Annotated in this window: 10 protein-coding genes and 1 pseudogene; 9 read left to right on the forward strand and 2 right to left on the reverse strand. The window is 71.2% G+C overall.

The genetic code is table 11. The features are described 5' to 3' along the window. Positions 1-149 precede the first annotated feature (149 nt). From ACHBTE_RS23065 to ACHBTE_RS23085, 5 genes are read left to right on the forward strand one after another with little or no spacing between them, the layout of a single operon-like run. Positions 150-908, forward strand: a complete 759-nt coding sequence (locus ACHBTE_RS23065) for an ABC transporter ATP-binding protein (RefSeq protein WP_394725923.1) — start codon at positions 150-152, stop codon at positions 906-908. Beyond that, a complete protein-coding gene (locus ACHBTE_RS23070) occupies positions 905-1,711 on the forward strand; it encodes an ABC transporter ATP-binding protein (protein WP_394725924.1) in 807 nt (268 codons plus the stop codon). Before ACHBTE_RS23065 ends, ACHBTE_RS23070 begins: the two co-directional genes overlap by 4 nt. 5 nt (positions 1,712-1,716) lie before the next feature. After that, positions 1,717-2,598, forward strand: a complete 882-nt coding sequence (locus tag ACHBTE_RS23075) for a branched-chain amino acid ABC transporter permease (RefSeq protein WP_394725925.1) — start codon at positions 1,717-1,719, stop codon at positions 2,596-2,598. Beyond that, positions 2,595-3,728: a branched-chain amino acid ABC transporter permease gene (locus ACHBTE_RS23080; RefSeq protein ID WP_394725926.1), complete on the forward strand. Its 1,134-nt coding sequence runs from the start codon at positions 2,595-2,597 to the stop codon at positions 3,726-3,728. Before ACHBTE_RS23075 ends, ACHBTE_RS23080 begins: the two co-directional genes overlap by 4 nt. 5 nt (positions 3,729-3,733) lie before the next feature. Next, the gene (locus ACHBTE_RS23085; RefSeq protein WP_394725928.1) at positions 3,734-5,011 is read left to right on the forward strand and encodes an ABC transporter substrate-binding protein; all 1,278 of its coding nucleotides are present in this window, start codon (positions 3,734-3,736) and stop codon (positions 5,009-5,011) included. 9 nt (positions 5,012-5,020) lie between these two features. On the opposite strand, the gene ACHBTE_RS23090 is transcribed toward ACHBTE_RS23085, so the two are convergent. Together ACHBTE_RS23090 and ACHBTE_RS23095 are read right to left on the reverse strand one after the other, a co-directional pair. Further along, positions 5,021-7,972, reverse strand: coding sequence for a hypothetical protein (locus ACHBTE_RS23090; protein WP_394725938.1), 2,952 nt, complete (start codon positions 7,970-7,972; stop codon positions 5,021-5,023). 158 nt (positions 7,973-8,130) lie between these two features. After that, positions 8,131-9,051: an amidohydrolase family protein gene (locus ACHBTE_RS23095; RefSeq protein ID WP_394725929.1), complete on the reverse strand. Its 921-nt coding sequence runs from the start codon at positions 9,049-9,051 to the stop codon at positions 8,131-8,133. A 201-nt stretch (positions 9,052-9,252) separates the two neighbouring features. Between ACHBTE_RS23095 and ACHBTE_RS23100 the strand changes: the two genes are divergently transcribed. The 4 genes and pseudogenes from ACHBTE_RS23100 to ACHBTE_RS23115 form a co-directional block, all read left to right on the forward strand. Beyond that, entirely contained in the window at positions 9,253-10,269 is a 1,017-nt protein-coding gene (locus ACHBTE_RS23100) for an NAD(P)-dependent alcohol dehydrogenase (protein ID WP_394725930.1), read from the forward strand. 34 nt (positions 10,270-10,303) lie between these two features. Next, positions 10,304-11,110, forward strand: a complete 807-nt coding sequence (locus ACHBTE_RS23105) for a DeoR/GlpR family DNA-binding transcription regulator (protein WP_394725931.1) — start codon at positions 10,304-10,306, stop codon at positions 11,108-11,110. A 227-nt stretch (positions 11,111-11,337) separates the two neighbouring features. Next, entirely contained in the window at positions 11,338-12,267 is a 930-nt protein-coding gene (locus ACHBTE_RS23110) for an alpha/beta hydrolase (RefSeq protein ID WP_394725932.1), read from the forward strand. Between the two features lie 212 nt (positions 12,268-12,479). Next, a pseudogene (locus tag ACHBTE_RS23115) lies at positions 12,480-13,027 on the forward strand (hypothetical protein); the annotation flags it as partial.

Consider the following 13,027-nt stretch of genomic DNA (forward strand, 5'->3'; position numbering starts at 1 on the left):
GGCCCGGAGGCGGACTTCTCGGGGGCCTTGGGCGCGGCGCACAAGTCGACGACCGCGAAGTTGGGTGCTCGTACCCAATGTGCGTGGTGAAGGCCCCGACCTACTGTGACGCTCGCCCACCCCCCAGGACTTCGGAAAGGGCGTCACTCATGCTCGCGGTCGACGGTATCACCGTGCGCTTCGGCGGGATCACGGCACTGGACGGTGTCGCTTTCACCGTTGAGCCGGGCACCGCCGTGGGGCTCATCGGACCGAACGGAGCCGGTAAGACCACCTTGTTCAACTGCCTGACCAGGCGCTGCACTCCGGACGCGGGGACGGTGCGGTTCGAGGGCGAGGATCTGCTCGCCATGGCGCCGCACGCGGTGGCCGGACGCGGCATCGCCCGCACCTTCCAGAACCTGGGCCTGTTCCCGCGGCTGACGGTCCGGGACAACGTCATGGTCGGAGCCCACAGCCGGGGGCGTGCCGGACACCTCGCCGCGGCGCTCCGGCTGCCCCGCGTCCGGCGCGAGGAGGCTCGACTGCGTGACCAGGCCGACGACCTGCTGCGGCGGCTCGACCTGGCGGACGTCGCCGACCACCCCGCCTCCGGGCTGCCGTTCGGAACCCTCAAACGCGTCGAACTCGCCCGGGCGCTCGCGGTACGGCCCCGGCTGCTGCTGCTCGACGAACCCGTCAACGGCCTCAGCCACGGCGAGGTGGGCGAATTCGCGGATCTGGTCCGGGCGGTGTGCCAGGACCACGACCTGACGCTGGTCGTGGTCGAACACCACATGGGGTTCGTCATGGGCCTGTGCGACAAGGTGGTGTGCCTCGACTTCGGGCGCAAGATCGCCGAAGGCCCGCCGCAGGAGATCCAGCGCCACCCGGCCGTCATCGAGGCATACCTGGGGGTGGCCGCATGACCGGGCCCACCCCCGCGAGCGCCCCCACCCGGGCGGACGAGAAGCCCGGCTTCCTGGAGGTGTCCGGCCTGCACGCCGGGTACGGGCAGGCCCGGGTCCTGCAAGGGCTCGACTTCACGGTGGCACGCGGCGAGGTGTGCGCGATCCTCGGACCCAACGGCGCCGGCAAGACCACCACCCTGCGAGCCCTGTGCGGCATGCTGCGCGGCCGTGGTTCGGTGACCCTGGACGGTACGCAGCTGCTGGGCCGCTCGCCCGAGCAGGCCGCCCGCCTCGGTGTGGCCCATGTGCCCGAGGGCCGGGGCACCTTCAACGAACTCACCGTCGAGGAGAACCTGCGCGTCGGCGCCCACCTGCGCACCGGTCACCGCGGACGGGGCCGCGCCGAGCGGGCTGCCGTGGCAGCCGACCTGGACCGGATCTACGGCTACTTCCCCAAGCTGCGCGAGCGGTCCCGGCAGGCCGCGGGCAGCCTCAGCGGCGGAGAGCAGCAGATGCTCGCCCTCGGCCGGGCCCTGATGCTGCGGCCCTCGCTGCTGCTCCTGGACGAGCCGTCGCTGGGCCTCGCGCCGCTGGTCACCCGTGAGTTGTTCGAGATCGTCCGTGCCGTGAACGAGGAGGAACGCACCACTGTGGTCGTCGTCGAGCAGAACGCCCAGCTCGCCCTGGACATCGCGCACCGGGCCCATGTCCTGGAGGCCGGCCGGCTGGTGCTGTCCGGTCCTGCCGACCGGATCCGCGAGGACGGGCAGGTCGCCGAGGTGTACCTCGGTGTCTCCGTCCGTACCGGAAAGGACGGGTGAGCAGCGTGACCGAACTGCTTCAGCAAACGGTCGAAGGGATCGGGTCCGGCGCCGTGTACGCCAGCCTGGCGCTGGCCCTGGTCCTGATCCACCGGTTCACCGGCATCGTCAACTTCGCACAGGGCGAGCTCGCCATGATCTCCACCTATGTGGCGTGGCAACTCGTCGCCTCCGGAATGCCGTTCTGGCTGGCCCTGCCGGTCACCCTGGCGGTGTCGTTCGCCGGCGGCATGCTGATCGAGCGGATCGTCATCCGTCCTGTGCAGGGCGCGCCCGAACTGACCGTGGTCATCGTCACGGTCGGCCTGTTCATCTTCGTCAACGCCATGGCCGGCCTCATCTGGTCGTTCACCGTGAAGGACTTCCCGCAGCCCTTCCCCGACGGGGCGATCGACCTCGCCGGTGTCCGCGTGGACTGGTCGACCCTCGGGATCATCGCGGTGGTGGCCTGCGTGATGGGCCTGCTGTATCTGCTGTTCCAGCACACCTCCGTCGGCCTGGTGATGCGGGCCGTCGCCTGCAACCCCGCCTCCGCCAGGCTCTCCGGCATCCGCGTCGGCCGGGTCCTGATGCTCGGCTGGGGACTGGCCGCGACGGTCGGCGCGCTGTCGGGCGTGCTCGTCGCCCCGCTGCTGTTCCTGGAGCCCAACATGATGGGCGGAGTACTGATCTACGCGTTCGCCGCGGCCACCCTCGGCGGCTTCGACAGCCCCGTCGGCGCGGTCGTCGGCGGTCTGCTCGTGGGCGTCGCCGAAACACTGGCCGGCGCCTATGTGGACGTCATCGGCGCCGACCTCAAGGTGGGCGTCCCCCTGGTGATCATCCTGGCGGTGCTGCTGGTGCGGCCCCAGGGCCTGTTCGGACGGGCGGCGGTGGAGCGCGCATGACCACACTCACCGCCCTCGGAACCGACCGCGTCCGACGTCTGCACGTTGCACTGACCGCACTGCTCACGGCCGCCGTCGCGATCGGCGCGCCCTTCTACTTCGCCCCGTTCCAGGTCTTCCAGCTGACCATGGTGCTGCTGTACGCCGTGGCGCTGGCGGGACTGAACCTGCTGGTCGGATTCGGCGGGCAGATCTCCCTCGGCCACGGCGCGTTCTTCGCGGCCGGGGCGTACACGGCGGCGGTCATGCTCGACCGGTACGACACCGGCCATCTGGCCACGCTGCCGGTCGCCGCCGTCGGATGCTTCCTGCTCGGCCTCGGCTTCGGGGTGCCCGCGCTGCGGCTGCGCGGGCTGTATCTGGCCCTGGTCACCCTCTCGTTCGCGGTGTTCCTGCCGCCGCTGCTGAAGCGGCTCGAGGCGGTGACGGGCGGCTCCATGGGCCTGACCGTGGACAAGCTCCAGCCGCCCGCGTGGAGCGGCCTCGCCGAGGACCAGTGGCTGTACCTCGTCGTGCTCACCATCACCGCCCTCGCCCTGCTGCTCGCCCGCAACCTGCTGCGCTCCCGGGTCGGCAGGGCACTGCTCGCGGTACGGGACAACGAGAGCGCCGCGGAGGTCATGGGCGTACGGCTGTCCCTGCACAAGACCCTCGCCTTCGCGTGGAGCGCCATGTTCGCCGGGGTCTCCGGGTGTGTGTACACCTGGGTGATCGGCTATGTCTCGCCCGACTCCTTCAGCTTCGTGCTGTCCATCACGCTGCTGGCCGGACTGGTGGTCGGCGGACTCGCCTCCCTGTACGGGCCGTTGCTCGGGGCGGCGTTCGTGATGTACGTCCCGAGCGTCGCCCAGGACATCAGCGACGCGGCGCCCGGGGTGGTGTTCGGCCTGCTGATCATCGTGGCGATGTTCGTGGCCCCGACGGGCCTGGCCGGACTGGTGGGCCGGGTCCGGGGCGTCGTCGCCCGCCGACCGGCCCGCACCGCGACCGCCGCAGACCGGAACACCGAGGCCGAGCCCGCGCCCGACGCGACGACCCCGTCCGAATCCTCCGCGCCCCCCACTTCCGCGGATCCCCCACCTGCCGATGCCGAACCCGTGGGCGCACCGCCCCGCACGGAAAAGGAATGAGTCACATGCGCAAGACGACAGCCCTGCGGGTGGCCGCAGCCGCGTCCACCGCTCTGCTCCTCGCCACCGCCTGCGACAGCCGGCGCGGTGACGACGCGCAAGGCACCGCCGCCGACGGCGCGTGCAAGGGGGAGCAGACCACCGGCATCACCGACACGACCATCAAGCTGGGCGGCATCTACCCGCTGTCCGGACCCGCCTCCGCGTACGGCACGATCAGCAACGGCGTCAGCACCTACTTCAAGCACGTCAACGACAAGGGCGGCATAGACGGCCGCAAGGTGGAGTTCGTCGTCCGCGACGACGGCTACCAGCCGCCCAAGGCGGTCGAGGAGGCCCGCAGACTGGTCGAACGGGAGAAGGTGTTCGCCCTGTTCCAGAGCCTGGGCACCCCCTCCACCGCGGCCGTGTGGGACTACCTCAACGAGCGGAAGGTCCCGCAGCCGTTCGTCGCCACGGGCGCCTCCGCCTGGGGCACGGACGACAAGCACCCCTGGACCATCGGCTGGCAGCCCGACTACGTGTCCGAGGCGCGGGTGTACGCCAAGTACCTCAAGGAAGAGAAGCCCAAGGCCAAGGTCGCCGTGCTCTTCCAGAACGACGACTTCGGCAAGGACCTGCTCGGCGGATTCAAGAAGGCCGTCGCCGGCAGCGGCATCGAGGTCGTCGCCGAGGAGAGCTACGAGGTCACCGACCCGTCCGTGTCGGCACAGATGACGAGCCTCGCCCGGTCCGGGGCGGATGCCCTGCTCAACGTCACCACACCGAAGTTCGGCAGCCAGGCCCTCGCCGCCGACGCCAAGAACACCAAGTGGAACCCGCTGCACATCGTCAACAACGTCTCCTCGTCCGCCTCCGTGCTCGAGCCCGTCGGTTTCAAGAACGTGCAGGGCGTGGTGTCCGCGACCTACTTCAAGGACCCGGCCGACCCGCAGTGGGCCGACGACCGGGAGATGAAGACGTACAACGAAGCCCTCGACAAGTACGCGCCCGACTCCGACCCGACCAACCAGTTCAACGCCTACGGCTGGGCCGCCGCCTCCAGTCTGCACAAGGCCCTGGACGCCATGGAGTGCCCGACCAGAGAAGGGCTGCGGGACGCGGTGCGGAACCTGAAGGACGTCGAGGTGGGCATGCTGCTGCCCGGTGTCACCCTGTCCACCGGGCCCGACGACGCCTTCCCGATCGAGACGATGCAGCTGATGCGGTTCAAGGGCGAACGCTGGCAGCTGTTCGGCGACCCGGTGGACACCCGCAAGGAGTTCGGGGCCCCGGGCCACTGAGCCGTCGGCTCACTCCTCTCGGCACACGGTGTCCGGGTCGGCGCCCTTGCGGCCCGGAGGTGCCGAGAGGGGCTCATCACTGCCGGCCGGCCGCCCGCACACGGTCACCGAACGCACCTTGTGACCTCGGTACGTCACCCGCACGATCTTGTAGGCGTGGCCGCGCTGCTCTGCGTAGGGCTGACTGCCGGCGAAACTGACCGTGCCGACCGGCAGGTTCGGATTGGGACGCCAGCGCAGGTCCGCCCAGGTCTCCGGGGCGGTCTGCGGGGCGTCTCCGTTCTTCGAGGCCCGGTACAGCACCGCGGTCGCGCTGTAGGACAGCACCGTCTGGCCGCTGGAGAACAGCGCGTCCTCCCAGGGCCGGGCGGGGTCGGCCAGCGCGGGCGCGGTGGTGCCCGCGGGGAGCAGGTCGCCGAGCACCCGGTGGGAGTCCGCGTAGAAGCCGGTGGCGCCGACGAGGTCCATCGGTGCCAGCGCGAAGTGATAGAGGGTGACCTCCGACGGGATGCGCAGACTCTCGCCCTCGTCGTAGTTGCTCTTGGCCAGGTCGTCGCCGGTGAACACGGTGATGTGCCGGCCGGAGCAGCCGGGTGTGGAGCCCAGCTGGGACATCAGGTTGGGTACGTCCTCGACGCGGCCCGCGAAGTACAGGGCCCTGGGCACCGGGTCGCTCGCGCAGATGTCCTCGACCGGGTCGGTGAGTTCGGGTTCTCCGCTGGGGCTCAGCCGGTAGGAGCGGGCGGGCTGCGGGGTGAAACCGGCCCGGACCAGCATCCCCTTGCCCACCCTGGCCTGTTCGGTCGTGTAGAAGTCCTTCTCGCTGCCGACCTTGCGGGCCAGTACGACGCCCCGGGCACCCTTCTCGCGCCGGGCGAGCTGCCTGGCGACGACGAGCAGCGCGTCCGCCTCCTCCTCGTCGGTGGCGGCCAGCCCGAACCAGTTCGACAGCTTCCGGGCCAGATGACTGCCGGAGTTGGTGGTGCTCACCACGGGCAGCCCCGCGCCCTTGAGGATTTCCACGGCGTCGTCGCTCTCCGTCGTGTCGCGTCCCAGGCCGACGACTCCGACGACCGAGCGGTCGCGCCGGGCCAGCTCCGCTATGTGCCGGGCCATGGGCATCACCTGGAGCATGTTCTCGCCGGCGTTGGCCAGCAACACCTTTATCTTCGTCGGCTGGTGGGTGCTGACGTTGGCGTAGTGCTGGTAGAGGTAGACGCCCGTGATCTCCTCGAGCCCCTTGCGGGTGCCGGACTCGTCCGCCGCGGTGATCGGACCGGCGTAGACGATCGTCACGTACGCGTCCTCGGGGCCGATCTTCGCGTTCTCCGCTCTGATCGCCTGCTCGACGGCGTCGAAGGTGATGCCCTTGCCGCCGCCGTACAGTTCCAGCTCGTTGCCCGCGGCGAGCCGTACGTCCCCGGTCGCGACCCCCACGCACTCGCCGCCGACCAGGACGGAGTCCGTGTTGGAGCCGATCAGCCGGCCCTGGCAGTAGCGCTCGGCCATCCACCGGTTGCCCAGAAAGCCGAGGGCGAGCGCGATGGCCAGCACCACCGCCAGACAAGGCCTCGACCACAGCAGCCAGGCGGCCGTACGGCGGATCCGGGTGGTGGAGTGCTGCGCGGAGTGCAGGCGGCGCAACCCGTCGGCGGGCAGCGGTATCCACAGGATCCACGGCAGCGCGGCCGACCGCCCGGGGGACTGGCCGATGTTGAGGCCGGTCACCCACTCCTGGTATCTGGCGTCCGCCGCGAAGGCGCGCTCCGGGTCGCCCTGCGCGGACCCGTCGGGCACCGGCAGGGCGAGCCGGCCCGCATCCTGCGATCCCTGTGGCCGCAGCCGCTCCGCCGCCGGGAGCGCGGCCAGCACCAGCAGCGGGTCCACCTCGCTGCGGCGGGTGCGCACATTGCTGATCGCCCGCAGCAACAGCAGACCACCGTCGTCCTCGGTGGCACACGGCAGATACACCACGGGCGGAACCGTGCGCTTGCGGCGGCGCAGGTCCAGGGCCCGGGGCCGGAAGTTGTCGCGGAGATCCTCCAGCAACGCCAGCACCCGCAGCTCCAAATGGAACTGACGAGCCGTCATATCCCCTGCCTGGGCGGCTACCACCTGCTGGGCGACGGCGAACGCCCGCCCGCGGATCGTCTCCCAGGACTTCGTGGGCCGCCACCGGGACCATTCGGCGGCCTCCGGCCGGTCGCTCGACGGCGCCAGGAAGGTGGTGGTCGCGAACCAGCGGCTGGCCCGGCGCAGCCACAGCAGCGGCGGCGCGCTGCGCGCCAGCAGGTGCACCACGCCGAACGCCGCCAGCGCCAGGGCCCCGCCCCACACGGCCGTCTGCCAGCCGCCCTCGCCCAGCAGCACGCTCAGGCAGGCGATGAACATCGCGCCCGCGAAACCGGAAGGGTTCACCACAGCGCCGACGGTGTCCGCCAGCGCCGAGACCCGGCTGTCGTCGTCGGCTTCCTCCGGGTCACGGCCCGGCCGCCAGCGCAGCTCGGCCAGCCGCCGCATCAGCCGTTCGCGCTGCTGTGCGGCGGACCACACCGTGCTCACGTCCCCGCCGACCTCCGGCGCGGCCTGTTCAATGGCGCGCAGCAGCCGCGAGCGCGGAAAGCCGAACGGCTTGTACTGCGAATGGCTCTCGTTGTCCCAGGGGTGCTCGCACAGCTGGCGCACCATGTCGATCGCCGAGGAGTACGCGTCCGCTCCGCCTCCGCCGTCCAGCCGCTTGGCCATCAGCCCCCGCGGCTGATGGCCAAGCCGGACGAACTCCACGACCTGCGCGACCCGCCGGTCCAGGGTGCCGGTGTCGTCCTCCTCGCCCGCCTGAAGAACCACCAGCGGTGTCACCGGCGGATTGTCGCGGAAGTTGTCGATGAGCCGTCTCATCAACTCGAACACTGCGTCGGCCGCTTCGATCCCCGCGCTGCCGCTCCACGCCTCTTTGGCCACTCGCCCCGCCCCCGTCGCGTCCACCCGACCCGGCACTCCCGGATCCGATGCTGATACCCAGCCCGAAACCCCCTGCACCGTACGGGGATTGCCTTTCTCACGACCTGTCAGAGAGCTTCAACCGTCCGACACACGAGCAGCGCCGGCCGAGTCGGATGTCACAGCCCGAACAGTCCTACGGCGTTGTCGTGGCACACCGCCCTCAGCCACTCCTCCCCGAGGCCCAGCCGCTCCAAGGCGTGGAGCTGATGCACATACGGATAGGGGATGTTGGGGAAGTCGGAGCCGAGCAGGACGCGGTCGCCGAGGTCGGCCAAGCGCGGCAGGGCCCGGCGGGGGAACGGCATGAGCTCCTCGGAGAAATCCGTGAACGCCATCGTCGTGTCCAGCCGCACCTGCGTGTACCGCTCGGCCAGACCGAGGAACTCCTCGTACTCGGGCATTCCGAGATGCGCCACGATCAGCCGCAGCCGGGGGTGCCGGGACAGCACGCGCGCGATCGGATCCGGGCCGGTGTGGCTGCCGGGCGCGGGGCCGGAGCCGCAGTGGATCACCACGGGGATCCCGGCCTCGGCCAGCAGCCCCCACGCCCGGTCGAGGAACTCATCGGCCGGGTCGTACGCCCCCACCTGGACATGCGCCTTGAAGACGCGCGCCCCCGCCGCCACGGCCTCCTCCACATACGCTTCGGCGCCCGGCTCGGGATAGAGCGTGGCGGTGTGGAGGCAGTCCGGGGTGCGGCGGGCGAAATCGGCCGCCCAGCCGTTCAGCCAGCGGGCCATGCCGGGCTTGTGCGGGTAGAGCAACGAGGTGAAGGCCCGCACGCCGAACTCCCTGAGCAGCGCGGTGCGTTCCTCCTCCTCTTTGCGGTAGGTGATCGGCCATTCGAGCCCTCCGGTCAGCGGCCCGAGCGCGTCGAAGTAGCCCCAGACCTTGCGCAGCACGCGCTCGGGCATGAAGTGCGTGTGGACGTCGACCAGCCCGGGAAGGCCCAGTCGCCCCCAGAAGCGCCGTACCTCACCGGCCTCCTCACAAGCGGGCTCGGTGGGGTCGCCGGGCGCCATGCGGTGATCGTTCATGGCGCTCACGATCGCCTCTGGTGAGGTGCGGGGTCCAGACTGAGGAGTAGTTCACGCAAAATGTGTTAACAATGGCTCGATGTTCTGCTAACAATGCTGTCCGTCCCCGTTCGCTCGACGAAACCCAAGGGATGGCCCGCCATGCACCCTGCCCCCGCCGGCCCCCCGGCTCCTTCCGGACCCGCACACATTCCGTCCACCATGCGTGCCGCGGTGCTCAAAGCCCCGAAGGAGCTGCGGATCGAGGAGCGGCCGGTGCCCCGGCCGGGCCCCGGCCAGGTCCTGGTGCGCGTCGAGGCGGTCGGCATCTGTGGCTCCGACGTCCACTACTACGAGCACGGCAGGATCGGCGACTTCGTGGTGCGCGCCCCGATGGTCCTCGGCCATGAGCCCGGCGGAACCGTCGTCGCGCTCGGTACGGGAGTCCGGCGCCTGAAGGAAGGGCAGCTGATCTCCGTCGAACCGGGTGTGCCGTGCGGCCGGTGCGCCCAGTGCCGGCAGGGCCGCTACAACCTCTGCCCCGATGTCTCCTTCTACGCCACCCCGCCGGTCGACGGCGCCCTGTGCGAGTACGTCGCCGTCGACGAGGACTTCGCCCACCCGGTCCCCGAGCCGCTGACCGCCGAGACGGCAGCCCTGCTCGAACCGCTGTCCGTCGGGGTGTGGGCCAGCCGCAAGGGCCGTATCACGCCCGGCAGCAGAGTCCTGGTCACCGGCGCCGGCCCCATCGGTCTGGTGGCCGTGCAGACGGCCCGGGCCTTCGGCGCCACCGAGGTCGTCGTCACCGACATCGCACCCCACCGGCTCGACCTGGCAATCCGGCTGGGGGCCACCGCCACGGTCGACGTACGCGAGACACCACTGGCCGACACCGGGTACGAACCCGACGTGCTCCTGGAGTGCTCGGGTGTACCGGCCGTCGTCGACGAGGCGATCCGCACCGTCGGGCGGGCCGGCCGGGCGGTGCTGGTCGGCATGGGCGGCGACCGCGTGCCCTTGCCGCTCGCCCATGTGCAGAACTTCGAGATCGAGGTCACGGGCACCTTCCGCTACGCGGGTACCTGGCCGACCGCCATCGCGCTGGCCGCCTCAGGTGACGTACGACTGGACCGGCTCGTCACCCACCGCTTCGGCCTGGAGGAGGCGGAGCTGGCACTCACCGCGTCGGCCCGTGACGACACGACCGTCAAACCCCTGGTGTGTCCGCGTCCGAGCTGACCGCCGTCAGGGAAGCAGAGGGAAGGAGACCCACGTGCCGGCCCGAACACGACTGTCCCAGGCCGCCGTCGAGCAGCGCCGGCAGGAGATCCTGAAGTATGTCGTCGACCACGGTGAGACCCGTATCGACGAACTCGCCACCCGGTTCGACGTCAGCCTCATGACCATGCACCGGGACCTCGACGACCTCGCCGGACGTCGGCTGCTGCGCAAGGAACGCGGCCGGGCCGTGGCCTTCCCCGCCCTGACCATGGAGACCGCCACCCGCTTCCGTGAGGGCGTCTGCCTGGCCGCGAAGACCGCGATGTGCGCCGTGGCGGCCCGCCGGATCCGGCCGGGCTCCACGGTGCTCCTGGACGATTCCACCACCCTGTATCCGCTGGCCGGCATCCTGGCCGCGATCGACCAGCTCACCGTGGTCACCAACTCGATCGGCCTGGCGCAGCGCCTGGGCGCGGTACCCGGCGTGGAGGTGACCCTGCTCGGCGGCCGTTACCGGAGCGACTTCAACTCCTGCACCGGCCCGGAGGTCACCCGGGCCCTGTCCAGGATCCACGCCGACCTCGCCCTGATGTCCGCCACAGCCGTCCTCGACGGCCGGGTCTTCCACCCGCTCCGGGAGTACGTCGAGGTCAAGGAGGCCATGCTGGCCGCCGCCGATGCGGCGCTGCTCCTCGTGGACCACTCGAAGTTCGGCAAGACCGCCACCCACGCGTACGGCACCGTCGCCGCCTATCAGTCGGTCATCACCGACACGCTCACCGCCCCCGACGAACTCGCCGCCCTGCGCGTTCTCGACGTCCCGGTGGAGACCGTCACCCCCGCGGAAGCGTCCTCGTGAGCAGCCGGAGCCGGAGCCGGAGCCGGAGCTGGAGCCGGAGGGCGGCAAGGGCCTGAGGGCTTTGCCGACAAGACCGGTGACATTGCCGGTCCGCGCCCGGGGGCCGGTCCCCGACAGTGGCACCGCCAGCCCAACGGCGGTGCCCCGCCGCGGACATGCGGCCGACGCCCCATGTCCCGTGTGTCCCCGGCACGGGCCGACCGCCACGACAGAGAGGACGACTCGTCGTGCAGTTCCACCCCCACAGCACTTCAGGCAAGCACGCCTCCGGCACCCGGCAGCGCCGGTCCGGGCGACTGGCCGGCGCCGCAGCGGCAGTCGCCGCGGTCCTCGGTCTCGCCACCCTGACCGGTCCGGGCGCGCATGCGGCGGACAACCCCTACGAGCGCGGCCCCGCCCCCACCACCTCCAGTATCGAGGCGCCGCGCGGCCCGTACGCCGTGTCGCAGACAACGGTCTCGTCGCTGTCGGTCACCGGATTCGGCGGCGGCACCATCCACTACCCGACGTCCACCAGCGACGGCACCTTCGGCGCGGTGGCCATCTCACCCGGATACACCGCCTACGAGTCCTCCATCGCCTGGCTGGGACCGCGCCTCGCCTCGCAGGGCTTCGTGGTGTTCACCATCGACACGCTCACCACGCTCGACCAGCCCGACTCCCGTGGCCGTCAGCTGCTGGCCGCCCTGGATCACCTCACCCGGCGCAGCCCGGTCCGCAGCCGCGTCGACGCAGGTCGCCTCGGTGTCATGGGCCACTCGATGGGCGGCGGCGGCAGCCTGGAGGCCGCGAAGTCGCGTCCGGCCCTCCAGGCGGCGATCCCGCTGACCCCGTGGAACCTCGACAAGACCTGGCCCGAGGTCACCACACCGACCCTGATCCTCGGAGCCGACGGCGACACCATCGCCCCGGTCGCCTCGCACGCCGAACCGTTCTACGCTGGCCTGTCCTCCTCGCTGGACCGGGCCTACCTGGAGCTGAACTCCGCGACCCACTTCACGCCCAACTCGTCGAACACGACGATCGCGAAGTACAGCATTTCCTGGCTCAAGCGGTTCATCGACAACGACACCCGCTACGAGCAGTTCCTGTGCCCGCTGCCAAGGCCGAGCCTGACCATCGAGGAGTACCGGGGCAACTGCCCGCACACCTCCTGACGCCATCCGGCACCCCGGCCGCGGACGTGCGCCTGGCGTCCGCCGCCGGGACTGTGCCGGTGCCCGGTCGCGGCGACGGGAGGCTGGGCACCGGCACAGTGCGGGGGTCCGGCCGCGCGCTGCCGACGCGCAGGTGACACCGTAGGTCTGGGGCACCGGCAGGCCGGACGTCAGCCTTCCACTCCGCATTACGCACAAGTAACGTCCTGTGAATGACCGGAGACTGGAGCGATGTGCCGACGGCTCCCCGCGCTCGGAGCCGGAGTGGACCGGACAACGCCGGATCGGTCGCCGTCCACCGCGGCGATGCGGAACTCGACCGTGGCCGGAGGCAGTTGGGGGACGGGCCGGTCGGTGATGCCCGCGCCTCCCTGTTGCTGGCCGCCTCTCTCCTCGCCGCCGACGCCCCGGACCGGGCCGATGCCGCCCGGCTCCTGGCGGTGGACGCCGCCTGGGCCGCGGGGGACGTCACGGCCTGCCTGAGCACGCTCGACGGCACCGGCGGGGGAGGGCATGAGGCGAGCGGCCCCTCGGGGGTGTCCGCCGATGGGCCCGAGCGTCGCCGGAGCCGGGCCCACGACGCGTTCCTGCGGGACTACCGTGCCGGCATGCGGGCCATGCTGGCCCGGCAACCGGACCGCGCCACCGGGCCGTTGCGGCGCGTGCTGGAGCACGCGCGCACCGAAGGCGGACCACCCGAGCAGCTCCTGCGCGCCGCGGCGGCGGCCCTGCTGCTCGGCGACGTCCACGCCGCCCGTGC

Source organism: Streptomyces sp. M41, from assembly GCF_043673425.1.
Lineage (GTDB): Bacteria > Actinomycetota > Actinomycetes > Streptomycetales > Streptomycetaceae > Streptomyces.